Origin of the sequence: Candidatus Vallotiella sp. (ex Adelges kitamiensis) (assembly GCF_020342435.1) — a bacterium.
Lineage (GTDB): Bacteria > Pseudomonadota > Gammaproteobacteria > Burkholderiales > Burkholderiaceae > Mycetohabitans.
Genome location: NZ_CP080504.1, coordinates 877,324 through 903,839, shown reverse-complemented (window position 1 = coordinate 903,839; position 26,516 = coordinate 877,324). Strand labels below are relative to the sequence as shown.

At 44.3% G+C, this 26,516-nt stretch carries 18 protein-coding genes and 2 pseudogenes; 5 read left to right on the top strand and 15 right to left on the bottom strand.

The features are described from left to right. Window positions 1–181 precede the first annotated feature (181 nt). From ruvB to purH, 4 genes are all read right to left on the bottom strand, one after another. Window positions 182–1,198: a Holliday junction branch migration DNA helicase RuvB gene (ruvB, locus tag K0T93_RS03390; protein WP_225721283.1), complete on the bottom strand. Its 1,017-nt coding sequence runs from the start codon at window positions 1,196–1,198 to the stop codon at window positions 182–184. Window positions 1,199–1,268: 70 nt separating this feature from the next. After that, window positions 1,269–1,850, bottom strand: a complete 582-nt coding sequence (gene ruvA / locus K0T93_RS03385; RefSeq protein ID WP_225721282.1) for a Holliday junction branch migration protein RuvA — start codon at window positions 1,848–1,850, stop codon at window positions 1,269–1,271. Window positions 1,851–1,912: 62 nt separating this feature from the next. Then, entirely contained in the window at window positions 1,913–2,455 is a 543-nt protein-coding gene (gene ruvC / locus K0T93_RS03380; protein WP_225721802.1) for a crossover junction endodeoxyribonuclease RuvC, read from the bottom strand. Window positions 2,456–2,517: 62 nt separating this feature from the next. Further along, window positions 2,518–4,083 carry a bifunctional phosphoribosylaminoimidazolecarboxamide formyltransferase/IMP cyclohydrolase gene (purH, locus tag K0T93_RS03375; protein ID WP_225721281.1) on the bottom strand — a complete coding sequence of 522 codons (1,566 nt, stop codon included), beginning with the start codon at window positions 4,081–4,083 and terminating at the stop codon, window positions 2,518–2,520. Window positions 4,084–5,947: 1,864 nt separating this feature from the next. Here purH and K0T93_RS03370 point away from each other — a divergent pair. From K0T93_RS03370 to rsmA, 4 genes are all read left to right on the top strand, one after another. Further along, a complete protein-coding gene (locus tag K0T93_RS03370; protein WP_225721280.1) occupies window positions 5,948–8,290 on the top strand; it encodes an LPS-assembly protein LptD in 2,343 nt (780 codons plus the stop codon). 67 nt (window positions 8,291–8,357) lie between these two features. Next, window positions 8,358–9,698, top strand: a complete 1,341-nt coding sequence (locus tag K0T93_RS03365) for a peptidylprolyl isomerase (protein WP_225721279.1) — start codon at window positions 8,358–8,360, stop codon at window positions 9,696–9,698. Between the two features lie 20 nt (window positions 9,699–9,718). Beyond that, on the top strand, window positions 9,719–10,729 hold the full coding sequence (gene pdxA / locus K0T93_RS03360; protein WP_225721278.1) for a 4-hydroxythreonine-4-phosphate dehydrogenase PdxA: 1,011 nt from the start codon (window positions 9,719–9,721) through the stop codon (window positions 10,727–10,729). A 6-nt stretch (window positions 10,730–10,735) separates the two neighbouring features. After that, window positions 10,736–11,620, top strand: a complete 885-nt coding sequence (gene rsmA / locus K0T93_RS03355) for a 16S rRNA (adenine(1518)-N(6)/adenine(1519)-N(6))-dimethyltransferase RsmA (RefSeq protein ID WP_225721277.1) — start codon at window positions 10,736–10,738, stop codon at window positions 11,618–11,620. Between the two features lie 202 nt (window positions 11,621–11,822). Here rsmA and K0T93_RS03350 read toward each other — a convergent pair whose 3' ends face one another. The 10 genes and pseudogenes from K0T93_RS03350 to K0T93_RS03300 all read right to left on the bottom strand — a co-directional run. Beyond that, the gene (locus K0T93_RS03350) at window positions 11,823–12,557 is read right to left on the bottom strand and encodes a lysophospholipid acyltransferase family protein (RefSeq protein ID WP_225721276.1); all 735 of its coding nucleotides are present in this window, start codon (window positions 12,555–12,557) and stop codon (window positions 11,823–11,825) included. Between the two features lie 43 nt (window positions 12,558–12,600). Then, window positions 12,601–13,197: a D-glycero-beta-D-manno-heptose 1,7-bisphosphate 7-phosphatase gene (gmhB, locus tag K0T93_RS03345; protein ID WP_225721275.1), complete on the bottom strand. Its 597-nt coding sequence runs from the start codon at window positions 13,195–13,197 to the stop codon at window positions 12,601–12,603. Continuing rightward, window positions 13,194–15,293, bottom strand: a complete 2,100-nt coding sequence (gene glyS, locus K0T93_RS03340) for a glycine--tRNA ligase subunit beta (protein WP_225721274.1) — start codon at window positions 15,291–15,293, stop codon at window positions 13,194–13,196. Before glyS ends, gmhB begins: the two co-directional genes overlap by 4 nt. A gap of 93 nt (window positions 15,294–15,386) precedes the next feature. Beyond that, a complete protein-coding gene (glyQ, locus tag K0T93_RS03335) occupies window positions 15,387–16,331 on the bottom strand; it encodes a glycine--tRNA ligase subunit alpha (RefSeq protein ID WP_225721801.1) in 945 nt (314 codons plus the stop codon). A 1,131-nt stretch (window positions 16,332–17,462) separates the two neighbouring features. Next, entirely contained in the window at window positions 17,463–19,049 is a 1,587-nt protein-coding gene (gene lnt, locus K0T93_RS03330; protein ID WP_225721273.1) for an apolipoprotein N-acyltransferase, read from the bottom strand. 130 nt (window positions 19,050–19,179) lie between these two features. Next, window positions 19,180–20,070 (bottom strand): HlyC/CorC family transporter, encoded by an 891-nt coding sequence (locus K0T93_RS03325; protein WP_225721272.1) that lies wholly within the window; start codon window positions 20,068–20,070, stop codon window positions 19,180–19,182. A gap of 622 nt (window positions 20,071–20,692) precedes the next feature. Continuing rightward, window positions 20,693–21,166, bottom strand: a complete 474-nt coding sequence (ybeY, locus tag K0T93_RS03320; protein WP_225721271.1) for an rRNA maturation RNase YbeY — start codon at window positions 21,164–21,166, stop codon at window positions 20,693–20,695. A gap of 1,167 nt (window positions 21,167–22,333) precedes the next feature. After that, the gene (locus K0T93_RS03310; protein WP_225721269.1) at window positions 22,334–22,495 is read right to left on the bottom strand and encodes a hypothetical protein; all 162 of its coding nucleotides are present in this window, start codon (window positions 22,493–22,495) and stop codon (window positions 22,334–22,336) included. A gap of 620 nt (window positions 22,496–23,115) precedes the next feature. Next, a complete protein-coding gene (locus tag K0T93_RS03305; RefSeq protein ID WP_225721268.1) occupies window positions 23,116–23,286 on the bottom strand; it encodes a hypothetical protein in 171 nt (56 codons plus the stop codon). Window positions 23,287–23,384: 98 nt separating this feature from the next. After that, window positions 23,385–23,733, bottom strand: a pseudogene (locus K0T93_RS03300) (FAD-dependent oxidoreductase); the annotation flags it as partial. Window positions 23,734–24,913: 1,180 nt separating this feature from the next. Between K0T93_RS03300 and K0T93_RS03295 the strand changes: the two are divergent. Beyond that, window positions 24,914–25,741 (top strand): ferritin-like domain-containing protein, encoded by an 828-nt coding sequence (locus tag K0T93_RS03295; RefSeq protein WP_225721267.1) that lies wholly within the window; start codon window positions 24,914–24,916, stop codon window positions 25,739–25,741. 359 nt (window positions 25,742–26,100) lie between these two features. Here K0T93_RS03295 and K0T93_RS03290 read toward each other — a convergent pair. Then, window positions 26,101–26,280, bottom strand: a pseudogene (locus tag K0T93_RS03290) (DEAD/DEAH box helicase); the annotation flags it as partial. Between the last annotated feature and the right edge of the window lie 236 nt (window positions 26,281–26,516).

The window sequence follows — 26,516 nt, the reverse complement described above, 5'->3', positions numbered from 1 at the left end:
TTCGTAAGAAGAGAGGCAATACTGACTATTGAGGCATCATCAGTTACACTGTTAACCAGTAGCTAATAATCGATATCTTACTGTTCAAATTTTTAAAGCAGTCTATATATTGCTTACCACTCTCTAACTAGAGTCTGATAGTTCGTAAGGCCTGTAAGTTATGGATGTATCTTATGTGCGTCTAGTTCGCTAGGCCGAAATAACGATAGGCAAGTAATGTTGCAACCCGTCCTCGTGGCGTACGTTGAAGATAGCCCTGCTGAATCAGATAAGGTTCAACCATATCTTCAATCGTGTCGCGTTCTTCACCAATGGCGGCAGCCAAGTTATCTAAACCCACTGGTCCGCCATCAAACTTATGAAGGATCGAGTCCAGCAACTTACGATCCATTAAATCGAAACCAACCGGATCAACATCAAGCATCGTCAATCCGGCATCAGCTGTTAGTGCTGTGATGCAGCCATTAGACTTGACTTCAGCATAATCTCGTACACGACGCAATAGCCGGTTTGCAATACGTGGTGTACCACGCGAACGCTGTGCGATTTCTAGCGCGCCCTCGGGCTCAATTTTCGTACCCAGTAGGTAAGCCGATCGCTCGACGATTCGCGCTAACTCGCTCGCAGTATAAAACTCAAGTCGAGCACTAATACCAAAGCGATCCCGCAGCGGATTAGTAAGCATGCCAGCACGCGTAGTAGCCCCTACTAGTGTAAATGGCTTCAGGTCTAATTTGACGCTGCGTGCTGTCGGCCCTTCTCCGATCATAATATCGATTTGATAGTCTTCAAGCGCTGGATACAAGATTTCTTCAACGACTGGCGACAACCGGTGGATCTCGTCAATAAACAATATATCGTTCATCTCAAGATGGGTCAATAGCGCAGCTAAGTCGCCGGCTCGTTCAAGTATTGGCCCTGATGTCTGGCGTAGGTTGACGCCCATTTCTCGAGCTATTATATGTGCAAGTGTAGTCTTTCCTAGCCCTGGTGGAGCAAATAGTAGTACATGATCAAGCGCTTCTGAGCGACGCTTTGCCGCTTCGATAAAAATCTCGAGCTGCATGCAAACTTTTTCTTGCCCAATATATTCAGCTAAGAGCTGCGGGCGTAAAGCTCGTTCGAATATTTCTTCGTTAGGCGACGCAGGGATTTCTGAAATCAGGCGCTTTGAGACAATTTTATCAGTTTCGATCATGTATCGATTGTACTGCATACAGCCATTATTTATGCTAGTGTGCTGTAGTTATACTCACCTAGAATAAAGTTCATGTTTTCGATAAAACTTTTAAAGCGAGTTTGATACCGTCCGATATATCAATGCTAATTGGTATATTCTTGACTGCGGAAAGCGACTCTTTCTCAGAATAGCCAAGAGAAATAAGGGCGTGTAAAATGTCCGGCGTATAGTTGATTGATGATACACCCGAGGTAACTATACTGATATCGTTGGTCAATTTTCCCTTCAACTCGAGCAATAGTCGCTCGGCGATTTTCTTGCCAATACCCGGCACCCGTGTTAGGCGGGCAGTATCTTGCGATGCAACCGTATGCGAAAGATCAACTACACTCATCCCAGAGAGCACCGCGAGCGCTATGCGAGCTCCAATGCCACTAATTTTTAGTAGTTCTCGAAAGAGATGGCGCTCCTGTTGCGTGAGAAAACCATACAATAGGTGCGCGTCCTCACGTACAATTAGTTGAGTAAATAACGTAACTTTACTGCCAATTCCGGGTAGGTTATAAAACGTGCTCATCGGCACGTCAATCTCGTATCCGATACCACTGCAATCAGCTAATAGATGAGGTGGGGTTTTCTCAAGCAAGATGCCTGTAATACGCCCGATCATAGCAAATCAATATAAAGTTAGTGTGCAAGTATAGTGCATAGTAGAATGAAAAGTGTTCCAGATTATTCTATAAATCGCCCCAGGCGTATCCGACAACTTTTCTTTGTTAATATGGATGAAAACGCGCTGAGTGTATTTATTAACTTTCCACTATGTGCGTGGCAAATTGCTATACCGAGAGCGTCAGCAGCATCGGTACCGGGCAAGCCGATCAAGTTCAACAACCGAGCTACCATCTTCTGTACCTGGTCTTTGGTCGCACGTCCGTAACCAACTACTGCTTGCTTAAGCTGTAACGCAGTATATTCAGCTATCGGCATACGGCCAGCTACAAGTCCGCAAATTGCCGCACCACGTGCCTGACCCAGCAAAAGCGTCGACTGAGGATTAACATTGACGAATATTTTTTCGATCGCGGCCTGGTCAGGGCAATGCTCATGAATTAGTGTTACAACACCATCGAATATGGTACCTAACCGACTCGGTAGGTCAGCATTCGTAGTGCGAATAACCCCGCTAGTTACATAGGTAAGTATGTCTTTATGCTTGTCGATAATACCAAATCCAGTGATGCGTAATCCCGGATCAATTCCAATTATTCTCATACTACCACTATAATTGATTAGCATTATCTAAATGCAGCTTGCATCGTAAAACTTACTCGGCGTCAGTGACGGAAATGTCGTATGCCAGTAATAACCATCGCAATATTATACTCATTAGCTGCTGCAATTATCTGATTATCGCGCATCGAGCCGCCAGGTTGAATAACACAGGTCGCGCCAGCTGAAACGACGACATCAAGCCCATCTCGAAATGGAAAAAATGCATCAGAGGCAACCGCTGAGCCTCTCAATGAGAGATTTGCACTTTTCGCCTTAATGCCAGCAATGCGAGCTGAATCAACGCGACTCATTTGACCCGCACCAATACCCAGAGTCATACCATTCGCGCAAAATACTATCGCATTAGACTTAACAAACTTTGCGACACGCCAGGCGAATAACAGGTCATCCATTTCTTTAGAAATTGGATGCCGTTTCGTGACTACGCGTAACTCATGCGGCTGCACATTCTTTATATCCGGTGACTGCACTAATAAGCCACCTCCGACACGCTTTAAGTCATACGCGTTAGCTGTATTACTTAGCGGTATCTGAAGAATGCGTAAGTTCCGATTTTCGGTAAATACTTGGCGTGCTGAATCTGTCAAAGAGGGCGCAAGTAGAACTTCAACAAATTGACTGGAAACCTCCCGCGCTGTTGCCTCGTCAATTTCTCGATTAAACGCTATAACGCCGCCGAATGCAGAAGTTGGATCAGTCTGACACGCTTTAGCGTAGGCGTCGTATGGCGTCATCGCTACGCCGACCCCGCACGGGTTCATATGCTTGATAATCACGCATGTTGGGATATCAAATGCCTTAACGCATTCCCATGCAGTGTCGGCATCAGCAATATTATTGTAGGACAGTGCTTTACCTTGCAGTTGCCGATAGTTCGCTAGAGAGCTTTTAGCCGATTGCGGGTCGCGATAGAACGCTGCACTTTCATGCGGGTTTTCCCCATAGCGCAGGTCCTGCACTTTCGTGAAGGAAAGATTCAGCGTAGTTGGATATGTACTACGTGTTGCATGCTGCAGATCCTCGTTGAGGCTAGTTAGGTAGTTCGTAATTGCGCCGTCATATTGAGCGGTGTATGTAAAGACCTTAGTCGCTAGCCGGAAATTGGTTATGTAGCTGACTGCATTTCCATGCTCTCGCATTTCATCAAGAATCACTGCATAGTCGGCTGGATCAGTGATTACCGTTACATCACGGTGGTTTTTCGCAGCTGAGCGAAGCATAGTTGAGCCACCGATGTCGATGTTTTCAATGGCTTCATCTAATGAGCATTTTTCTCGCGAGACGGTTTCCGAAAACGGATAGAGATTAACTACAAGCATATCGATCGTTAGAATCCCATGCTGATCAAGTGTAGCTATATGGGCAGGTATATTGCGTCTTGCAAGAATGCCACCATGAACCTTAGGGTGTAGTGTTTTAACGCGGCCATCGAGTATTTCGGGGAATCCCGTATAGTCGGCTACCTCAGTAAATGGCAAGCCCACACTAGCAAACAGCTTTGATGTTCCCCCTGTAGACAATAAGATAACGCCAAGTTGACATAAGTTTTTAGCGAAATCAACAATACCTGTTTTATCAGAAACAGAAATCAGAGCGTGCTTAATCATGTTGAAAAAACCTTAAATCTACGCTCACGCGAGAATAAAAATATTCGAAAAGGCGGACACTGTGCTATGACAGGCCATACCCTTTCAGCTTTTTACAAATCGTGTCTCGATTAATATCGAAGACTTAGTCTCTAGAGACTGCTCGCCTAGCGACTATTCTAGAACGATTTCTAGCATAGGTTTCTAGAAACGGAATATCTCTATTTGATGGATATCGTGTGATCGGGATCTATCCAGATCACAGAAATATGTGCCGAGACTAGCGCGAATACATTGTTTAATATTATGCTCGCTCATGCAAATAATTGGTCAGTAGCGAAAGCATATCATGTGTCCGAGATTGCTTGTTCAAGATAGACGCTCTAATTGCGTCTTTTGGATGTTGCGGGGCGTAACTAATCCAGGCTAGTTGTTCGTAGATCGAATCTATTGTATTTATTCGACTTTAGAATATATTTTCTGCCGGAAAGACCGTGAGTGTACCTAGGCAATGTGCTTGGTATGCAGCGCGTACATTGGTAAACTGTTGCTAAATATACATAGTAACTCGTCTAGCTATTGGACATCGGATAGTAGCATACCTGTGCAGCTTGCGCTGGATTGTAACACTAGACGAGCACATAGTTTGTCTGCTGTGTTACCAAGAAGTAGTAGTGCAAGCATATACGATATGCCTTAGTGAACTGCGTAGTCGAATGCTGTATACCCTGCTTAACACAATCGATTATAGTGCGGCCGAAGTAACCTCTGTGCGACATATAGATATGCCTGATTATCGTTGTTTCGACTGGCTAAACAAGCGGTTCGAGTAGCATGAGTCTACCATGCGACAACGCAAGAATACGCGAATCGTCTAGCGCTGAATCCTGTTTGTGCTTACCGATTAACGCAATGCGTAGGTGCGCCTGCAGCGTGTGAATAAACTAGCAAGTGCAGTCCAGTTAGTCAGCGCCCACAATGCCATATCATAATCTTATCGCGCCTCCTCATTTGGAGGCGCATTCATACCGTATCATGCTTGAATAAAGTATTATTTGTTCTGTTGAGAGCTATCTTCCCGACAACATCTAGTGTATTAGGGTTCCAATATCGTCAACAAGAGCCCGAATATTTTCGGGTCATTAGCTCTGATTTAGAGGGTAGTACACTACTATAGTGCTCATTCATCTGTGCATATTCATATATCCCGCCACCGATATTGGGACATTAAGCTAACCTTAGTCCCGCACTAATCTTTTAGTACGCTTATTTCTGAAAAAGCAAGTTTATGGGCAGCAGTATATCCCCCTGGGAAGGACTGCCGTCTAAACCGTAGGGCGATGTTCTAATTTTAGACGGCCAGGATAGACTTTACCTTGTAATAGTCTTAGTTACTATAATCACGCACATTTATATCAATCTAGTAAATAGTTTTATACATATAGAAGTATGCATTAGGAGTAGCTAGCGCTCATATCATTAAAATACTCTTTGTGCCAGAACTCGCACCACTAACTTTGTACTGTATATTAAGTAGCAATCTAATACGTGTCGCCTTAATCTCAGTTTTCTGTGCCGATAATAAAAGCAAGCAGACCCTAATATCTTAAGCCGCTCTAATCAAATAGAGCCAGTAATGAAGCAAGCCCAGCTAGAGAGTAGAAGGAGTGAAAGAGTTGGATCAAATCATGCGAGTTATGATGATGCGAAAGGGTTTTACCGTATAATAATTTACGACTTTCTGATGCGACTGCCTGACACAGGGTAAGGATTTTGGGTGGAGTAGATAGCTTCCAAGAAATTACTAAGCCGGCCGTTTATGCCGATATAGTGTCGGCTCTGTCTATTGCATCTATGCAGACCAACATAGCTCGATCAAAAGAATTTGTCATCAGTCCTTAATTTAAGACATGTACCTCGCCTGATACGCACCGCTGCGTTGCTCGCGGTGCCGGGATTTTTTTCAGCGCTCTCTCATGCCCAATTGATAAATATAAGCACACCGCCGACTCAGTTGGATGTTCCCCGGGAACTGCGTATCGCACCTCAGCTTGAAAAGCATACTTTGCCATCAGGTGCACTACCCACAATGTTCGGGTTGAGTGAGATGGCTAGAGGCACAGTGGGTCATGACTCATTACTCGAGGGTAATGCTGAATTGCGGCGCTATATGTCAGTTATAAAAGCTGATTCAATCTATTACAACGCAGAGGCCGATCTCGCTGAGGCATTTGGGAATGTGCATATTATCAACAATGATAATGAATTCTCTGGATCGGATGCCCACTTAAAAATAGGATCCTCTACTGGCTATATCATGAAGCCAAAGTACTATTTTTATCTAACTGGTGGCTCTGGTTCAGCCGACAAGATCGACATAATTGACGATACACATCTGGTAGTGCACCATGGTACCTATACAGCATGCCCGTGCGACAGTGATCCAGATTGGTATGTGAAGGCTACGCGATTTAGCATAGATATCAAGACGGATCTGTGTATTGCACGCAATAGTGTGTTGTTCTTCCAAGGTGTTCCTATTTTTGCTAGTCCTTGGCTGTTGTTTTCGCTCTCTAAAAACCGCCACAGCGGTTTCACGATACCGCATGTCTCGATAAATTCGAGAGCTGGCATCATGATATCGATGCCGTATTCTTTCAATATTACACCTGATTATGATCTGGTGCTTACGCCCTGTATTATGTCGCAGCGTGGTGTACTAATTGCATCTAATTTTCACTACTCATCCCCAGCCTACTCGAGTAATTTCCTCGTCGAGTATCTGCCGCATGACTATATCATGAACACTAGTCGTTACAATGTGTTTTTCAACCATATCCAGAACTTTGGCAATGGTTTTGGTGGGTATATTTATTATAACCGAGTGTCCGATAAGACCTATCTAGAGGATCTTGCGTTGAGCAATTCGTTCCTATTGCGCGCTCAGATTTTATATCAGCAGGAGGTTGGTTTAACTTACAACAGCGGACCATGGTCTACATTTCTACGCTGGCAGAACTGGCAGACGTTTCGATCATCGATAGCACCATATGGCCGTGTACCACAGATAAATATGAAGTACAGTCGCTATAACATTGGTGGACTAGACTTCGGCGCTGAAGTTGACGCAACTTGTTTTTTAGTTAACACAACTGGTGCAGCGGAGGGTGCTCGCTTTGTTCTTAACCCTTACGTTTTATATCCAATTGTGCGACCCGGCTACTTTTTTACACCTAAAATACAGTGGCATTTTGCATTATATGATTTGTCTACGACAGACGTTAACACAGATAGTAGCCAGTTAAAGAGTTTCAATATCAATATACCGACACTAAGCCTCGACTCTGGCTTAATATTAAATCGCAGCCTTCGCCTCTTTAGCCGGGACTACATTCAGACTTTAGAACCGCGCCTGTACTATGTGTATACACCGTACCGAAATCAGCAGTTTGTACCATTTTTTGATACCGCCGAGGCAGATTTTAGTCTGACTCAGATTTTTACAGAGCGGGGTTTCATCGGCAATGATCGCATTGCCGATGCAAATCGGCTGACTGCAGCACTCACATCATGTTTTATAGATGCGGAATCTGGAGAGAAACGGGCATGCTTCGTGATCGCACAGCAATATTTTTTCAGAAACCAACGCGTAGTATTCACGCCATCTCGTTTAGCAGCGCAGACCCCGCACTCCGATGTGATTGTTGGCTCCTCATTTAAGATCGGCGACAGTTTTTCGACTGAACAGTCCTTCCAGTATAGTCAGAGTACCAATCGACTCATGCAAACGACCCTCGGGTTTTCATGGAAACCAGCGGAGCGTCGCGTGCTGAACGCGAGGTACTGGTATACGCGCTCGAATACACAGCTGTCTTACGAACCGATCAACCAGTTAGTAGTCTCGGCGCAGTGGCCGTTTACAAACCGTCTGTACGGAGTTGCTCGGGTGAATTATGACATTATCCAGAACCGCCTAATTGACGCGTTGACTGGATTCAAGTACGACGCGAAGTGCTGGTCATTAGGTATTGGATTGCAGAAATGCATAAACAGCACAAATATTTCGAATCAGGCGTTTCCCGGAGTACGGATACTTGCACAACTGCAACTCAAGGGTTTTTCAACAATAGAGAACAAGCTAGAGTCACAATTTCGGACGAATATACCAGGTTACGAGCCAGCGCCGTCTCTATCTGCTCCTCAGAGCCGATTTATCGACTATCAATAAAACTTTAATTAGTAGGAAACTATATTTCACGCGCGCCAGTTTTTAATTGAACGGAGTAACAATAGAAATGATAAGGCCGATACGTTCGGCACTGTTTCAATGCACGTTTTTACTTATTAACAGCGTATACGCACAAGCACTGCCGTCGCATCAAATTTCGCAGAAGATAGATCATATTGTTGCAGTCGTAAATAATGACGTAATAACGAGCCATGAGCTTGATTTACAGATGGAGTTAATTACACGGCGCCTGAAAAATCAGAATGCGCCATTACCAGCACCACATCAGATGCGACTACGGGTACTGAATCAGATGGTTCTTGGGTATATCCAATTACAGCAAGCAAGGGATAACGGCATCGTGGTTGATAATGCGACGCTACAAAACACACTAATACAACTCGCTCAGGTGAACAATATGTCGCTCGCCCAGTACCGTGCGCAACTAGAGAGTAAGGGTATTACCTGGTCGGCATTTAGTACCGATGTGCGTAATGAGTTAATGCTTTCGAAGCTTCACAATCAAGAAGTTAACAGCAGAATCATAGTATCAGATGCAGAAGTGCACGATTATATCGCTAGCCAGAATGGAATGATGGGGCGTATACAGCAGGACCAGGACTTGTGCTTTGAGCATATTCTAATTAAAGTCCGGCCGGACGCGTCGCCAACTGAAATTAGAGCCGCTCAGGAAAAAGCACTCGATCTTCTAAAGTACGCACTGTCTAACAAAGACTTCGAGCAGCTCGCAAAAGCTAATTCGCAGGCGCCTGATGCTTTACAAGGAGGGAATCTTGGCTTCCGTCCAGTTTCTTCGTTACCTAAAGTGATGACGCAGGCTGCGTTTCAGCTGCGGCCGGGACAGGTTAATCCAGAGGTATTACGCACTGCAGAAGGCTTCGAGATCGTTCGGCTTATAGATCGCCGGATGTCAAGCAATACCCACATAGACATGCCGAAGCTCGTGCAAACACATGCTCGGCATATTCTCATCCGAGTTAACGAGAAGCAGTCGGAGCTTTCGGTACAGCAGAAACTACTGAAACTGCGATCTCAGATTGAGGCAGGTGGCGACTTCGCAAATTTCGCCCGTATCTACTCGCAGGATAGTTCGGCGTCTCAGGGGGGGGACTTAGGATGGATTAACCCGGGTGAGACTGTACCGGAATTTGAGCAAGCGATGAACAACCTAGAGGATAACAAAATAAGCCAGCCGATCCATAGTAACTATGGTTATCACCTAGTTCAAGTAATTGAACGTCGAGTGGCACAAGGCTTCATTTCGAAACAAGAGGAAATTGTATATCAGATAATTGGCCAGCGTAAAGCAGAACAGGTCTATACAGACTGGCTTCTTCGGCTGTGCGATAGCTCATATGTACGATATAACTTAGATGAACCAACCTAAGACGACTGTCGGCACGGAGCATGACAATACCTATTAGCATTGCCATCACGACTGGTGAACCTGCCGGTATCGGTCCGGAACTGACTGCAGAGGTATTTGCATGCGGGACTAGCCGCTGGCACCATGAAATTTGTTTCACAGTTTTCGGAGACCGACGGCTGCTGATCGAGCGCGCGGAACAGATAGGTGTAGACTCTACCATATGGTCAACGGGAGTGGGGAGGAATATCGTACTGCGCGATGTGCCCCTCAGTGTGCCGAGTGTAGCTGGTGTGTTAGACGCGGCAAACGGACGCTATGTGCTCACAATGTTAGATGCGGCTATTGATGGCGCGCTCGATGGTATGTTCCACGCCATCGTAACTGCGCCGCTTCAAAAAAGTATTATTAACGACGCTGGCATGCTATTTACTGGCCATACCGAATATCTGGCTCAGCGTACTGGTGCGTCGCGTGTTGTGATGATGCTATCTGGAACCGGTAAGCAGCCACTGCGAGTGGCTCTTGCAACTACACATTTGTCACTTCGAGATGTGCCTGACGCATTAAGTATTGACGGTCTAGTAGACACTTTAGCTATTATTGATAGGGACTTACGTACACGTTTTTGTATTGCATCGCCTCGCATTCTTGTTACAGGCCTAAATCCCCATGCAGGTGAAAATGGCTATCTAGGTCGCGAAGAAATTGAGGTAATCACACCGGCGGTGCAGCGCTCATACGCATCCGGTATCCAGGTGCGCGGGCCGTATCCAGCCGATACACTCTTTCATCCACGCTACTTACGCGATGCTGAATGTGTATTAGTAATGTATCATGATCAAGGTTTACCAGTGCTTAAGTTTTCTACATTTGGTAAGAGTATCAATATTACACTAGGATTGCCTATCGTACGAACCTCCGTTGATCATGGCACGGCACTCGACTTAGCGGGTACTGGACGTGCCGATTGTGGTAGTTTAATAGCCGCGATTGAGGCCGCTATTTCAATGGCTTTTGCTATAGGCGGTCATGCATCTCACTGTACCTGATTCTTAATGAGTGACTTTATGAATCATAATAAGTACCAAGGCCACTTGGCACGAAAGCGATTTGGCCAGCATTTCCTTACCGATATAAACGTGATTGACAAAATCGTGGAAATAATCCGTCCGCAACCCGAAGATCGGATCGTTGAAATCGGTCCAGGCCTAGGCGCATTGACCGCTCCACTCCTCAACTACGTGAAAATATTGCACGCGATTGAACTAGATAACGATCTAATCACGCGTCTACGGCAGCGTTTTAGTAGTAGACTTGTTTTGTATGCAGGCGATACTCTAGCGTTTAATTTTTCTTCACTAGCTAATTTAGCACATATTGGTGCATCGCTCCGGGTGGTTGGGAATCTGCCGTATAACATTTCAAGCCCGCTATTATTCCATCTAGCATTATTTTCTGATAAGATAATTGATCAACACTTCATGCTTCAAGATGAAGTAGTAAATCGGATGATTGCTAAACCGGGCGGTAGAAACTACAGCCGCCTCACTGTAATGTTACAGTATCGATATACGATCAATAAATTAATTGAGGTATCTCCTGAATCATTCAGGCCATCGCCAAAGGTGGCTTCGTCAGTAGTACGGATGATTCCACGCACGACTGGCGACGTACCGTCAGTTAATATTTACCGCCTGAGTGAAATTGTGACGGCCGCTTTTTCAAAGCGGCGTAAGATATTACGAAATGCGCTTGCAGCTTATGGTAGTCAAGTCAATTTTGAAGCGCTTGGCTTTGATCTTACACGTCGCGCCGAGGATGTACCGCTGCTCGAATATGTTGCGCTGGCACAGCAGCTTAAAGATAATTCTGGACCTCAGGCTAGAAGGTTAGATCTCAGATCTATTAGTACGTTACTGCCTACGGCGTGCTGTGACTAACGGTTTATCTTAACGCGCTCTTATGAATATATAAATTAGATGAACTACGATTTCATATCAATCGATATGAAATAGATATCTGACATTAGACATAGGAATATCTTTGTTTATTCAAGAGGCCGCTCTATAGTCTAATAATTCAATTAGAGCTTACTGAGATTGCCTCAAATGACTACATCGAATTTCGGCATGCATTAAACGTTTACGATTGTGATAGATATGCATGCGTAGAAATACGACACATCTCAGTTTCAATCCACTCTTCAACGCGCATCATAACCTCATCAGCATTCAGATTAAAAGTATTAATTTGTTTACCAATTGAGACCGTAATTATCCCCGAATATTTTAGAAAAGAGTTGCGCGGCCACACGTATCCAGCATTGTGCGCAATTGGAACTACAGGTACTCCAGCAGATACCGCAAATCGTGTTCCACCGGTTTTATACGTGCCGCGCTCGCCCACTGGCATTCGTGTTCCCTCTGGAAATATGACCACCCATAAGCCTTCGGCTACCCGCTCTTTACCTTGCCGAATGACTGATCTAAATGAGCTATACCCTTTGTTGCGGTCAATGTGCAACATCTTTAGCCCTTTGAGGACCCATCCAAAAAATGGAATATACAGTAACTCACGCTTGAAGATATAACACAACGGATGGGGTATAATTACCGGGAGCGCTAGCGTTTCCCAGGCAGACTGGTGCTTTGGAAGAAGTACTGCCGGGCCTTTAGGAAGATTGCTTAAGCCTTCAATTCGCCAACCTATACCAACTAGGTAACGCAGCACCCATAGTGTCGAGTAGCACCAACCAATAGCCATTTGGTAGCGCCGGTATGCGTTTAAGAACGGGAAACAAATGCAGCATACGCATGCATACGGGACTGTATAGATAATTAGATAAATAAAAAATAGTATTGAGCGAATCACGTGCATGATAGTGCTATATAAATCTTTAAATAGTACTGGAGTCGTTAACTCAATTGCCTACGGTAGTACAAAAGTCGAGTACGAACGCATGCAAATCTGAATAGACTGTTGTACCTACTGGCAAATTACCTGTACCTAGTGTTTTAGAGCCTTTTCCGGTTAGCACTAGGTTCCGTCTGAGTCCTAGAGCCAAAGCAGCTTGTAAATCGTGTTGAGAATCACCTACCATCGGTGTACTAGCAGAATCGATCTGAAAGCGCTGGATGATCTGTATAAATAAGCCGAGTTTCGGTTTGCGGCAATCACAATGGTCGGCTGGAGTATGTGGACAAAAAAAGATAGCGGCGACTTGCCCACCCAGTGCTGCTAACTCATGATTCATCTTCTTATGTATTTCATTGAGTGTAGCCATGTTAAATAAGCCACGACCGATAGCCGACTGGTTGCTCGCAACTACAACATGGTAACCTGACTGATTCAGCCGTACGATTGCCTCTAGGCTACCTGGGATTGGGACCCACTCATCAGGTGACTTTATAAATGCGTCGGAGTCGTAATTAATAACACCGTCACGATCAAGGATCACAAGTTTTTTGGGCGTGGTTAATTTGCGTGGTCTACTAGAAAAAATGAAGCCCTCACTCATGATGCAAGCTTAGAAATATCAGCTACGCAGTTCATCTGAATATGCAACTGCATTAATAAGCTCAGTCGATTCTCTCGCAACGCGCTATTACTATCATTGACCAACACGTTATTGAAAAATATATCGACTGCATCACGCATTGACGCAAGCGCTAACAAAGCGCCTGTGTAGTCGCGTAAGCTTAATCGCTCCTGCACAATTGGCGTAATGCTCCGTAGCCGTTCGAACAGCATACGCTCTTCTAACTCTACTAATAGTTTTGTCTCGATGTGCCGGGGTGTGCTTCCCGTTTTTTTTAAAAAATTTATGATTCGCTTGTTAGCTACTGCTAGAGATACCGCTGCAGGTAGAGCAGAAAATTTGCGTACTGCATCGAGTCGACTAATGATGTCATCAATACGGGTCGGATTTTGGCTTAGTACTGCCTCTACCTCTTTCGCATTGTAGCCGTACTCATATAATAAACCGCGTAGGCGTTCGATAAAGAAGTCGTATAGTGCACTAGTAGGATCGGTAATTTGTATCTGAGTCGAAAATTGGGCATAGGCATATCGCAGCAAGTCTATCAGGTCTAGAGGTAGTTTCTTTTCAAGAATGATACGTAACAGGCCGAGTGCATGTCGTCGAAGTGCGTAGGGGTCTTTCTCCCCTGTGGGCTGTAAGCCAATACCCCAAATTCCTACTAGCATTTCAATCTTGTCGGCAACTGCGACCACGGTACTAATTTCGGTAGATGGTAGTGTGTCGCCTGAAAAGCGGGGCTGATAGTGCTCCAAGCACCCGATCGCAACATCTTCGGGCTCACCATTATATCGAGCGTAATAGGCGCCTATCGTACCCTGTAATTCTGGGAACTCGGTCACCATACTTGTAAGTAAGTCTGCCTTAGCTAGCCTCGCAGCGCGTGCAGTTAGCTTCGCATCTACGCCGACGATAAGTGCGATGAGTACTGATAGCGCCTCGAGGCGCTCAACACGCTGTAGTTGGGAGCCGAGTTTATTGTGGTATACGACGTTAGCTAGTAACGGCACGCGTTGCTCAAGTGTCTTTTTCTTATCCTGTTCGAAGAAAAACTGTGCATCTGTTAGTCGTGAGTGCACAACGCGTTCATTTCCCATTATGATCTGCTGTGGCGTGTCTGTCTGTAAATTCGAGACAACTAAAAAGCGTGATTTTAATTTACCGAAAGCATCAGTCAGCATAAAATGTTTATGGTTTGTTTGCATTGTTAGAATTAAGCATTCTTGGGGGATTTGCAAAAATGCTTGATCAAAATGGCACTCATAGACAATCGGCCACTCAACCAATGCATTCACTTCGTTAAGTAGTGCTTCAGGCATTAGTACATAGTCCATACCTGCACGCTCAAGCAATTGCATGCGAATCGTCTCTTTACGTTCCCGCATACTCGCAATAACCTTACCCCGATTCTTAAGCGTGTGACTATAGCTGTCTGCATGCAGGACGATATGACCCTCAGACAGAAACCTATGCCCAAGCGTGATACCACTAGCATCTAGCCCAAGTGCTGTAATCGGAACAATACAATTCGCGTGTAGTGCAACAATTCGGTGTATTGGGCGTACGAACTGAACGTTCGTACCATCTGCTCGCTGATATCTTAATACCTTCTGAGTGGGAAGGTTAGTAAGAGTTTCGTCCAGTGTGGCCTGTAGCCCATCTTTTAGGGTTATACCCGGCGCAACATACTTTAAAAAAAACGCTTCGATCTTGCCATCCATTATGCGCTCTAGTCTCTTGAGTGGCATATTTGGGAAGCCAAGAGCTGCGAGCTTTTTTATTAGTTGAGCACTTGGCCGCCCATTGGCGTCGAGCGCTACAGAAACTGGTAATACTCTTTTATGCACCTGCTGTTTCACCCCTACTGTTCGTACATTGTGGATTGCAACCGCTAGCCGACGTGGCGTGCTAAACGGCTCAAACGAAGGTGACCCGCTGTTGGGGATATCGATCAGGTCGCGTGCAGTAAGTCCTGTAACAAGACCTTCAGAAAAGACACTGGATAAGCGAGCAAGGGTTTTCGGCGGAAGCTCTTCAGTTAGTAGTTCAACGAGTAGAGTGTGTGATTGACTCATCAGGATAGCGTCTCTTCTATTGTTTTAAGTGTTGTCCTTAAGCTTATGTCTAAACCTTTATGGTATCTACTCAATCGAGTAAGCGGCGTTCTGCTAAGAAGCGATAGTATCGTGTTCATGCAAACGAGACCCCTTACCTAGCATCGGGAATCCAAGTGCTTTCCGTGAAAAATAGTATGCTTGCGCAACTAGTCTCGACAATGCACGAATTCGGCCAATATATGTAGTGCGCTCAGTTACAGAAATCGCCCCACGTGCCTCAAGCAAGTTAAAGATATGTGCGATTTTTAGGACTAATTCGTAGGCTGGTATCGAAAGGCGTTTTTCAACAATGCGTCGGGCTTCTCTCTCATAGGCATTAAAGAGCGTAAACAGCAGCTCGGCGTTCGATTGCTCAAAGTTGTATATCGATTGTTCGACTTCGTTTTGTCGAAACACGTCTCCATAGGTTAGCCTGTGTAGAATTTTGCCGGTTGGATGATTTTCTTCCCATTCGGACCATACTAAATCAAAAACATTCTCGACTTGCTGAACATACATAGCTAGGCGCTCGACACCATAAGTTATTTCGCTAAGCACTGGCTTACAGTCGAGCCCGCCAACTTGCTGGAAGTAAGTGAACTGCGTGATCTCCATCCCGTTAAGCCATACTTCCCATCCAAGTCCCCAAGCACCTAGAGTTGGGTTTTCCCAGTCATCTTCAACAAAGCGTACGTCGTTCTGTTTCAGGTTGAGTCCAAGTGCTTGGAGCGAGCCTAAGTACAGGTCCAGGATATCTTCTGGAGCTGGTTTAAATACTACCTGGTACTGGTAGTAGTGTTGTATTCGATTAGGATTCTCACCGTAGCGTCCATCTTTTGGGCGCCGGGAGGGCTGCACATAAGAGGCTCGCCATGGCTCAGGGCCAATCGCTCGCAGGAATGTAGCGGTATGCGACGTTCCTGCACCGACTTCCATATCGTACGGCTGTAGGAGCACACAGCCTTGTTTATTCCAATAGGACTGTAATATCAAAATGATTTTCTGGAACGTGAGCACGAAATTACCTTCAGAGAAAGCGAGTGGATATATATGCACTAACACACGCCGCTGCTCCAAAGTAAAAAGCACTAAAGGGGCAAATTTTATCGGAAAAATCATAAAATCGAGCCATGTTTGTGCATAACAGGGTTTGCTATTGATGCTAGTGAAACGTGGTGGTCACCTGAAGTGAATTGCCAGAAAGCACTTAATCAATTAATGCGCCAGCCACACCCTGTAGTTCAGTGTATATAGCACATAGGTTGATCGAGTAAAATCAGGTCAACCCTACTAAGAATGGCTCGAAAAATAAACGACTTCACAATTAGGAAAAATTATACTGCGCGTATCATCTGTTTAAACTTTTCTTATTGTCTTACAGTTTTTTTATCGTTTTATCCAGGTCAGATGATGCTGAGAGTTAAGAAGTGGAAGGCCTTGTAAGCCGACTATTGCCCGATATTATTTTAGAGAAAGGTTTTGCCGATCTGAGTAATATAGGCAATTCCTTTCCTTCTGAGGGATCAGTCAATAGACTGTAATTGATGATAAGCGTTTTACATAACCCGATATACCCCATATCGGAGCTTAAATAACAACCTCTAGAATAATTCACCTAGGCTACTTAGGTTTATAACTTCGCTTACAGAAGGGTGAGTTCAAGGGGGTTTTAAGTGTATTCTTGTAGACAAATAGTATAAAAGTGCGATAGTAACGAATATAATTAAGCTTATGCTTGATTCTCAAATAATATAATAATATTGTATTTTATAAAAATTTTTGTTTTCCGAAAGAGTATTATTAGACTCTTTCTAACTAACCTGTATCGGCGTATGGGGTATACAGGACTTTGATACTATCAAGGGCTACGGCATAGCTTCTGCACAGAGTAGAATCCTCATTGCTTTATTTTATGCCTCGAAAAGATTATGCACTTTCCAGCAGTGTAACTCAGCACAAAATTGCTTTACGTAATAGGGTACAGGTAATGCTAGATCAGGATTTATGTTAACCTGGTTTGGTGTTTAAAAAGCTTCGAAATTTTACTGTAGTCTCCTATCTCTCTTGCGGGAATAAATTAAGTGAATTTAACTTATTAAGTTACAAAAAATTTTTATAAAAAGGGGAGGGAACAACTTGAAATTCAAATTATTCTTGTATGGATAAAATATTATTGCTTGTTCGTGTACGGGAGTCTCTCACTCTGATTTCTGTCCAAAATGCGATCGGTAGTCCGACTAATGATGCTATTAATATAGTTATATTGCCAGTAACGATATAGGGTGTTGTACCACTGCGGCCCTGTATGCGCACATCGAGCGCACCTACAGTGAAGCGGTGTAACTGGGCTATTACCGAACCGTTTGTATCAATCATCGCGGTCACGCCGGTATTAGTAGCGCACAACATCGGCCGGCCAGTTTCCAGCGCCCGCATTTGTGCAATCTGTAGGTGATGTTCCTGCGCAATCGTATTACCAAACCAACCAAGATTTGTTGAATTAACTAGCAGATTAGCTTGGTACGGATTTCTGCGTAGCATGAGAGCGATCTCTTCGCCAAAGATATTCTCGTAGCAGATGTTCGGCGAGATTGACTGCCCGTGAACAATAAATGGCAATTGTATTGAATCGCCCCGTGAGCAGTTGCCTAATGGAATCTTCATCATATTTACAAACCATTGAAAGCCATACGGAACAAACTCACCGAACGGTACTAAATGATGTTTCTCATACTGGTACGGGATCGATGATCCGGGTATAATACCGTACAGTATATTTGTGAAATTTATTGACTCGTTTAAGCCTGTTTTTATCCCAACTGCACCGAATAAAACCGATGTGTGCGTAGTGTCTGCGAAGTTCTGTATCGCTCTGCAGAATTCGGGTGATACTTCATACGGCGGAAATGGAATGCTAGTTTCAGGTGTTATGATCAAATCGGCCGGCTTTTCTGTTATAAGCCTCTGATACAGCGAAATAGCGTGACACATACTAAGCATCTCAAATTTCGAATGCTGCTCGATATTGCCTTGAAGCAAACGCACTGAAAGCACAGGCCCGCACGGCTGGGTCCATATCACGTGCAAGAGTAGTGCGCCCCCAAAGAGCAGCGCGGCTGCAGCACTAGCGGGCAGGAACCACGTAGCTACGTCAGCTCCACTGAGAATACGTGTGGTTGTCTGTATAATCAATGCGCTGAAAAAAGCGAGGATCCAGCCAACTCCGTAAACGCCAAAGAGTGGAGCAAACCCGGCTAGCGGACCGTTAACCTGCGCATACCCACTGGCGAGCCAGGGAAATCCGGTAAAGAGGGTCCCGCGTAACCACTCTCCTAGTGTCCACGAACAGGCAAATGCTATGCTTGCATGCCAACTAGGCATAAATGTCGCCCACCTTCTACTCGGTGCACAGCATATATAACATAGTCCCGCCGAAAGCGCGGTATAAAGTGCTAGATAGAGTGAAAACAGAACAACTATGATAGCAGCTATAAGCGCAGGCGTATTGCCATAGAAGTGCATACTCACGTATAACCACCATACCCCGCTGACAAACTGCCCGAAACCAAATGTACCACCCACTAGTATTGCACTGCGCAGTGTACTGGTTTGTGAGAGCAGCCAGAACATACAGGGAAAGATTATTAACTCTAGCCAGCTTCCATATTGTGCGGGCGCAAATGCAAGTGTATTTAGTCCGCCTAGTATGCCTGCTAATGTTAAGTGCAGCCACATAGAATGGTATTTGCGTGCAGCGTGCTTTAACAACGTAGAATTAGGCAAGGAAGCCCACCGCACAAAATCGGAGATTCGCTTCTTAAGCATCTATCGATATAATGAAGCGCGCATGTGCACTGCTTTATATTTAATGATCATCACAATCTCGACGTGTGATTACACCAGATAGTATGCGCTTAGCGAGCAGCATATGAACCTGTCGCGCATCGCTTCGTAAAATCACGAATACGAAATCATCGATCCGCACCTTTTCGCCACGGTGGGGTACGCGACCTAAACGATGTGTGACTAAGCCACCGATCGTATCAGCCTCGTCATCGCAGTATCGCGTACTAAATGTCTCATTAAACTGTTCGATTTCAGTGAGTGCACGTACCCGGTAGCTACCATCTGGTGTTGCGATAATATTACCCTCCTCTTCGTCGAAATCATATTCGTCCTCGATATCACCAACAATTTGCTCGAGTACATCCTCGATGGTTATCAATCCGGCGACACCACCGTATTCATCTACGACGATAGCAATATGGTTATGGTTCTCACGAAAGTCGTGCAAGAGCACGTTCAGACGCTTTGATTCAGGAATAAACACAGCAGGACGTAACATGCCGCGCACGTCAAATTCCTCTTCTGCGTAGTAGCGCAAAAGGTCTTTCGCGAGCATGATGCCAATCACATTGTCGCGGTTTCCATCATATACTGGGTAGCGCGAGTGCGCTTTCTCTAGCACGAATGGAATGAACTGATCAGGTTTATCAGCGATATTAATCGCATCCATCTGGGCCCGAGGTACCATTACATCGCGCGCACATAAGTCAGCGACCTGAAATACACCCTCAATCATCGATAGCGAGTCGGCATCAATCAAGTTTCGTGTATGTGCATCCTGCAGAATTGCGAGTAACTGCGCACGAGATTCCGGCTCGGGCGAAATAAGATCAGTCAAGCGCTCAAGTAATGAGCGCGGTTTATCTGGATGTTTCGGGTGACTTTTCCGGGTAGGATACGGGTCGTTCATTTTCAAGCGTCCTGCGAGACCGGGCGCGCGATAAGGATAATCAAGGATACACTAAATGGCATATATATCTTCACGTTGCACGGTTTTGCTAGACGGGCAACCTAGTTTAATCATTATAAATAATATCGGAGGTCTCCGTTCTCGTGCAGAGTCTCGAGCACAATACGCGTACATTTCCGTAATACAGCCGGTATAAGCACGCTTTTTTATAATGTATATATAAATTACATCTCTGAAACTTTATTCTGTTGTATTCATAGATTCAGAACGCTCTCCCTAAGGGGGTCACTTTAGTGTTTTTAGCATAAGTACCGAGCTAGGGAGTTCAAGGGTTCTACTGTCTACATACGACTATAGATGTGTGTGATGGACCTAATGCGTGCACTATGCATAATGCGGATATTATTGGGCTGATGATTAAATATAACCGGCAGGTCATAAGCTGCTCATACAAGAGCGCGACGCTAGTACATGTAGAACCGATGCGCTAATTCTGCATCTTTTCATGACTAGACAAGGTTCACAGTGTGAAGGAATTAAACATAGAACTACGCCGGCAGAAGAAATGCTAACTCATCTAGCACGCCACGCGGTCAGCATATTCTCTGTAGTTTCAGCCTGTTTAGCCTGGTTGCATATATGGATCTAAATAACCCAGCTTAGCGAGAATATTTTTCTCAATTGACTCCATCTCATGAGCTAGCTTGTCATTCTTATGATCGAAACCTTGTGCGTGCAGCACACCGTGCACGATTAGATGTGCGTAATGGGCATCTAGTTGTTTATACTGTTCATATGCCTCTCTTTCAACTACCGGACAACAAATTATCAGATCCCCGCTGATTGCTTTATTGTGCAATCTTCCATATGAGAATGTAAGCACGTTAGTCGGGTAATTTTTGCCTCGGTAGCTATAATTTAGCAAGCGGCTTTCTTGCTCATCGACGAAACGGATTGTCAACACGGCATGTGCTAAGAGCGCGCTGCGGACCCAACTAGAGATCCTAGCGCGCGGTAACAATAGCTTATGGGTATCGAACATCTTAGCCTGGAACTGCACGCTGAGCGTAAGCTTCGGAAAACGGGGTGTATTCATACCAAATTTATCCCACTAGGTAGGATATATACTGCATTAGCGTATATGACATGCCTTAGCGCAATGTTGTACGCGTTGTACAATAACTGTAGTCGCATCGAGGTATATCAAACTTGATAGTATCGTCAGTAATTACCGACCGCGACCCAAAACTAATACATGTCACGAATATCGGAATCTGCTCAGGGCTGATGTTTTGTACCCTACTTAGAATGAGGAAAAGATAATACAGCTCGCATAAATTCCACGCGATCTTGATCATTCAGTATCCAAACATTTTTGTTATTTTATTCAAATTAAGCAAGTTTATGCAGTCATATAACATAGCAAGATTCTTTTTTGCCTCGTATGTAGTTTACTATTATAATAGCTACAACTTGCCGTAACCTTCTGTGACAACAGAAATTCGATAGGCTTTAATACTATGCAGCCATTAGACTATCCTAATTACGATAGTAATAGCCAATACATGGTTACATGGCGAATAAAGGGTCAGCGTAAATTTTTAAAATTAATAGTAGTAAGTTAGGTCCAGAGAGATCTTCAGTGACTTTAATCAATTTTATCACCCTACTTTGTATATGGAAGCCTTAGATCTTAATGTAGACTTTTGGTAAGGTAATATCTCTTGCAACTATTTATTATAAGAATAAGCTGAAACCAGCATTTTAGCTTAATGCCGCTGACGTTCTTTATGTCGGTTAAAGTTTGACTAAAACCATCTAGTAGAAAATTAACGGCACACATAGCCGTGACCGAAAGTAGTCGTGTTATAGCGATACTCAATCGTGTTTAGTACAAATTAAATAGCCAAGTTGCGCGCACATCAATATTTATAGGCTGCGCTGAGTCTAATTCTCATTGTAGATATCAATGAACTATCAACTCCAATTTAGATTAGACTATAGTCCTTCAGAAGCAAGGCCAGGCCTGATTCGCCTATAGCTCAGGCAAGCCTATAATCGCCCAGTTAAGAATAAAAATATAGAGATTCTTGTATCTTCCATTAGATGATTAGTTGGGTTATCACATGCATTGTTCGGTTAAAGGCGCTATAGATCTAGTGGTAGGAATGATCGCATAAGAATAGTTGCCAACTCGCTCGAACTAGGAGCGAACTTTAGTTACTTCCTGGGCGCTAAGTCGTAGACCAATATTAGGGCGACGCTATAGCGTATCGTCCGCACTATATGCCCATTCTTTTTCGTGTAAATAGGACAATTCAACTTCGTATAACCCAGGCGCAATTTCCATGCTTAGGTCGGATAACTCTTTCGCACCGTGCAAAAACCGTTCAACACGCGTGCCATATGTGTGTGCGTAGCTCAATGCAAGCGTATTAGGCAGCCACCGATAACGCTCTGAGAATTGTTTAGAAAACGCTGTAAAATTCGAGCCAGGAATATCGCCATCAGATAATGGCGTATCGCGGGTCCAGGTCGATCGTGTGATTGCTAGGGTCCTGTGAAGGCGATCTATTGCTTCTTCCGCAAGCTTTCGGAAAGTTGTAATCTTTCCATCAAGTACAGATAGGGTTGGCGCTTACCCTAGAGATATATTTAGATCTAATCGATAATCGTACGCGACCCCAGGGGCATCGCTGCCCTTATTGCCCTCTAGGAGAGGGCGTACACCGTCGTATGTCCATACGACGCAATTATGTGAGATTGAGATCTTGAAATAGCGGTTTACAGATTCGCATAAATATGTGATTTTGCTTTCATTGATCTGCACATGCGAGGTATTGTTATGGTATTCAACGTTAGTCGTTCTAATTAGCGTAAAGTCTTTCTGGTAGGGAATCGCGAAGATGATTCGTTTGTCTGCATTCTAGAAGATATAGGCGAAATTACGATCGAATAACTTTCTAGTAGCAACACGACTACCCTAACAAGACGAACGCGATGCTGTGCGCCTAGCTTTAATATATCAGTTAGCAACTAACCGTCCTACGGACCAGTGGCATTGACGATAGCACATGCGCGTATCTGTTTCAACCGTCCATTGTATAAGCGTAGTTTTGCGTTCCACCATGTGCTACAGCGCTGCGCGTTCATTAGACCTGTGCGCGTTAGAATGGATGCGCCGCGAATCTTCGCATCGAGTGCGTTAAGAACCACTAATCGTGCATCGTCGACGCAGCAATCCGAATAGATGGAGCCGCGTATGATTAAGTCTATCAGCGGTTCGCCGCCTGGATGAGTGCGTAGATCGACGCTTTTGAGCCTGATAGTATCTCTCGCCTAGCGAGGTAATAATATAGAAATAAACCGGCGCGGATTAGCTATGCTGGCCGTAGGTGAGGCATATGCGGCATTACGAAATTTATCGGGCGAATGATATGCAGGGCAATACGCAGAAGGACCTCTCTCCTGCAGAGCTTTTCTAACTAGACCAAGCTTATAGTATTCGAGATAGCGCAGACCACTATGAATCAATTTTGTACTAGCTGAAGGGGTATGGGCCGCAAGATCGTCTTGCTCACATAGCAGCACTCTCAGGCCGCGGCCTGTCGCTTCTCTAGCAATGCTCGCGCCATTGATTCCACCACCCCTGACCAGATAGATCGTAGTGATCTATCTCCTCCACTTTATTCCTCCGAATATAACGGCGCTGCTGTGCAAGCTTCACACTCTTTCTGTGCGCGTTTAGTAATATTAATGCTCAAATGAGAGTAGGACTAAGTCTGACAAACTCCCGCTTATCGGGTGGCTGTAAATACTAAGATAAGTAGGGGTCTAGCGGATTGCATTCTAGTTGAAGCTACAGTATTAGAATTTGAGGCGCAACAATAAAAGTCATTGAAAGTAGACCAGTAGATAGTGGTTATATAAGCGTAAAGCACTTATAGTGCATCTCGCTAAGTTCAGCTAGTCTGCATCTCGCCGGACGTCTGGCATTGGTAGTTGGTGAATATGGCATCACCTAGTTCAATGAACAAGGTGAACTAGAAAAGAGAGTCCAAACTTTGAGTAGCAGACCGCTAGGATTCGAATATTGCGCGTTCTACAATTGCGCAACGTGCCGTCTAATTCAATACTTCATACGTCAATTAGTACAGATCAATCTTATATTGAGGAATATAATTGATCTGCATTTTGTCAACCCTGCTTTAGTCTCGACGGTAATGATGCCTCCAGTAGATGACAAGAATCTCGCCCTTAACATACTTCCTCATGATCGCTGTAACGTTTAAGTCATTTTTATTACGCTTAGCTTACAAGTGCGGTAATACGTCGCCTCTTATAAGGAGGATGCTGTCGGGTGTTATATGGTACGTTTTCAAGATAATAGGAAAAATAATCCACACATAGTGGAATGCAGCTAATTAATTTTTCTGGGCTAGTTTGTATCCCATTAGATTGTCTAGAGCACGATATGAAAACGTGTCGCAAAGCGCGATACAATACAGAACTTTTTTGATAAACACAATTTAGTGATTTTTGCTGGCATGTATTCAATATTATCGAAGGTCTTGAGTATCTTCTTATCAAGAAGAGTCGCAAAGCGGGCCGGGTCTATGTGTATTATCAAGATCTAAATAATAATTTGTAGCGAATGTTTTTGCTTAGTATATTAGAACTCCCTATCAAATGTCTGGTCTTATTCGGGATAAGTAGCATTAGACGCGGCACGTTAAACTGCAATTGATGCTACGTAGTTTAACAGAAGCCTTAAACCTATACTCGGACTTACTACTTTGCGCATAGCGCGGTGATAACCGGGTACGCGCGCTTCGGAGGAAAAATGGAAGCCGATACTCAAACCATATTATCGTGGCGTATCGAGGATATCGATTTGTCACAGATTGTTCGTTTGCGTGCTGCCGTGAATGAGGATTTGCTGCTTCTGTTATGTGCGGCGTCGTTTATTGAAAGCGGCTCAGATTTGTATACTAGCAATCTCAGCGCATTTTTTGAAAGCGATCCAGAAGTGTTCGGCTGGTTGAACCAGCATTGGGAAAATGAGGAGTTGCAACACGGTCGTGCTCTGAAAGCTTATATCAATAATGTCTGGCCAGACTTTGATTGGGGTCTAGGATTTAAGAATTTTTTAGATGAGTATTCAAAAATATGCTCTTTGGAAGCTTTTGAAAAGACCTGGGCTCTGGAGATGGTCGCGCGTTGTGTTGTAGAGACTGGTACAGCTACATTATATCGCGCTATTAACGAGTATTCAGACGAGCCAGTTCTAAAGACGATCACTGATAATATCCGTAATGACGAGGTGCGGCATTATAAATACTTTCTTAAATTTTTTAAGAAGTACAACCAGATTGAGGGCAATAGTCGCTTTTCTGTATTAAGTGCATTAATACGCCGTGCGATGGAGATCAAGAATGAAGACTCGGAAATCGCGCTAAGACATGTGTTCTTAGTTAGATATCCCGCACAGGTTTATAATAAAACCTATATGCGCGAGAAAATAGCACGCGTGAATAAACTGATGCGCACACACATATCAATAGATATGTGTGTGAAAATGCTACTTAAGCCACTCGATCTACCTTCTAATATACAAACCGTTCTGCAGTATCCACTAGTTAAGATCGCTCGACATATATTCTTTCGTTAATTATTCCCGCTTATACTTATAAAATAATTATTAACAATCTGTTAGGCATACGAATACCTATCATTTTCTCCCGTAATAAGCTACCCGATGTAGCATTAAACAGTACATAAGCGCTTCGCGCTGACATTACAGGGAGACCTGTATGAGCTGTCTGTATTTACTACTTGATAGTGCGGCCTAGTTTTTCGGTGTGTGTCGACACAGACTTACATGTTTGTTCAGATCGTGTCTTAGTAATTATCTAAGACAGTAGTTTTTCTGATTTACTTGTTTGTAGTTGAAAGACTGCACGACAGAGTTTGCATGATAGCATACTCCGAATCGGATAACTAGGTTGCTGGATTAACGATAAATTAATACAGGATTGGAGGCATAAAGCTCGTAGTTTTGATAGTGCCAGTTTGTGCACTGGCCAACAGGTCACCGCCGCTAAGTACAGCTGGAATAGCTTTCTGCTGGATCGGCGTTAGTGTCGTATAACTGAGTTTATTGACTGCGCGTACTAAAGGTTCAGATAAGCCAAGATAATAAAATGACATATTAGGTGACATCATTACCGGCCCGCCCGGCGTGGAATGCGCATCAGTCTCGAACCATGTGGTAGAGGCCAAGAGATAGAAGGGGGGGTCAGACTGTCGCAATGCCCAAAGAAAATATCAGCATGTGATAACAAAGATAATGCCTAGTCTTTGATTTAGACCAACCCCATGAATATAGCATCGTATAGGAATGCTAATCGATAGGCACAGAGAATAGCTTCTTAACTTCCTATAGA

Bases quoted from the DNA above. Each gene is read 5' to 3' on its own strand.
- K0T93_RS03325 (WP_225721272.1), bottom strand. From the start codon at position 20,070: ATGAACGACCCGTATCCTACCCGGAAAAGTCACCCGAAACATCCAGAT.
- rsmA (WP_225721277.1), top strand. From the start codon at position 10,736: ATGAGTGACTTTATGAATCATAATAAGTACCAAGGCCACTTGGCACGA.
- ruvA (WP_225721282.1), bottom strand. From the start codon at position 1,850: ATGATCGGGCGTATTACAGGCATCTTGCTTGAGAAAACCCCACCTCAT.
- gmhB (WP_225721275.1), bottom strand. From the start codon at position 13,197: ATGAGTGAGGGCTTCATTTTTTCTAGTAGACCACGCAAATTAACCACG.
- ruvC (WP_225721802.1), bottom strand. From the start codon at position 2,455: ATGAGAATAATTGGAATTGATCCGGGATTACGCATCACTGGATTTGGT.
- ybeY (WP_225721271.1), bottom strand. From the start codon at position 21,166: ATGAATACACCCCGTTTTCCGAAGCTTACGCTCAGCGTGCAGTTCCAG.
- K0T93_RS03365 (WP_225721279.1), top strand. From the start codon at position 8,358: ATGATAAGGCCGATACGTTCGGCACTGTTTCAATGCACGTTTTTACTT.
- K0T93_RS03295 (WP_225721267.1), top strand. From the start codon at position 24,914: ATGGAAGCCGATACTCAAACCATATTATCGTGGCGTATCGAGGATATC.
- lnt (WP_225721273.1), bottom strand. From the start codon at position 19,049: ATGTGGCTGCACTTAACATTAGCAGGCATACTAGGCGGACTAAATACA.
- glyS (WP_225721274.1), bottom strand. From the start codon at position 15,293: ATGAGTCAATCACACACTCTACTCGTTGAACTACTAACTGAAGAGCTT.
- ruvB (WP_225721283.1), bottom strand. From the start codon at position 1,198: ATGATCGAAACTGATAAAATTGTCTCAAAGCGCCTGATTTCAGAAATC.
- purH (WP_225721281.1), bottom strand. From the start codon at position 4,083: ATGATTAAGCACGCTCTGATTTCTGTTTCTGATAAAACAGGTATTGTT.
- K0T93_RS03350 (WP_225721276.1), bottom strand. From the start codon at position 12,557: ATGCACGTGATTCGCTCAATACTATTTTTTATTTATCTAATTATCTAT.
- pdxA (WP_225721278.1), top strand. From the start codon at position 9,719: ATGACAATACCTATTAGCATTGCCATCACGACTGGTGAACCTGCCGGT.